We start from the raw sequence: 1,265 nt of genomic DNA on the forward strand, positions 1-1,265 counted from the left end.
GGCCAGTTTTCTTAGCTTCCTATCCTGGTAGCCGTTTGGTAAGAGTCGAACTACATTTGTCCTCCTGTTGGTATACTTAACTTCGTGGACACCCTCCTCTGGTATTGCAGGAGTAATCGGCTCCTGCTCCTCATCTTCAAGAGATTGACCAGAGAAAGGTCCCAAGGTTTATACCTCTTTACGGGTGCTAATCGGCATATTTTCTGTAGGCGAAAGTTAAAAGCTTTTTTACTCCGCCTTGAAATGCGAGGTTTGTCGTTCTTTTTATCATTTTAATTTTGGTAACTATTATTGTGGAGTTATAATACCTGGATTACCTTATTATGTTCCTCCAAGTGAATTAACAGAATGTCCAACATTTAATTTAACTTATGCAAAGCAATTAATGGAAGAATCAGGTTTTTACAATATAACAGTTAACTTCCCTATAGTTATATTTAGCGGAGATTTAACGGACTTTACTGGTGCACAGATGTGGTCCCAATTATTAAATGAAATGGATCCTAATATACACGCAACTCCAATTTATATGCCTGGATCGACTATGATGAGCTATTGGGTTCCCGGATTAAATGGTCAGCCAATATTTACAGGAGGATGGATAGCAGACTTCCCGCTGGCATCTGACTTTACAAATGCTATGTATTTACAAGGAGGATTCTTCCCAGCAGGTGCAGGTTGGAACGTATCATATTTCGAAAATCTAAGTAAGTACTTTGCATCAAAAGGAAACATGACTTTAGCAAACATATTTGCAAACGAGTCAAAAGAATATAATGAATTAAACACATTAATAGAGGAAGCTAATAACGCTGCTTTATCAGGCAATAATAATTTAGCGGCTGTTTATTATAAAGAAGCTGAGCAAATAGCTGTTAACCTTTATTTATATGTTTATACTTATCAAGAAAACATGTATTGGATAATCAAACCTTATATGATACCATATAAGAATCAAATAAGCTACCAAGAAAATCCAATGATAGGTGGCGGAGGAGATTCATTATTCTATTGGTGGTTTAAAGGATAAATTAAATTTTTATTTATTTTTATTTATTTTTATGTGAAAGCTTATAATCTTCTAGATCTATGTATCTATAGGAAATATAAATGGGATAAATATACTAGGTGAATAATATGGAATATAAATGGAGAGTGCTGTCTAATACGACTTTAGGTATATTAATTGGCATGATGAATTCGACAGTTTTATTGATTGCGTTGCCAGCTATATTTAGGGGAATAAACATAAACCCCTTATCTCC

At 34.5% G+C, this 1,265-nt stretch carries 1 protein-coding gene and 1 pseudogene; one reads left to right on the top strand and one right to left on the bottom strand.

What is annotated here, in order from left to right:
* Positions 1-165 (bottom strand): annotated as a pseudogene (locus tag ACP5GV_RS08020) (RNA-guided endonuclease TnpB family protein); the annotation flags it as partial.
* A 73-nt stretch (positions 166-238) separates the two neighbouring features.
* On the opposite strand from ACP5GV_RS08020, the gene ACP5GV_RS08025 reads away from it, so the two are divergent.
* A complete protein-coding gene (locus ACP5GV_RS08025; RefSeq protein ID WP_428103271.1) occupies positions 239-1,030 on the top strand; it encodes a hypothetical protein in 792 nt (263 codons plus the stop codon).
* Positions 1,031-1,265: the final 235 nt, after the last annotated feature.

It is taken from the genome of Caldisphaera sp. (assembly GCF_049974385.1).
In the GTDB taxonomy this organism is placed as follows: Archaea; Thermoproteota; Thermoprotei_A; order Sulfolobales; family Acidilobaceae; genus Caldisphaera.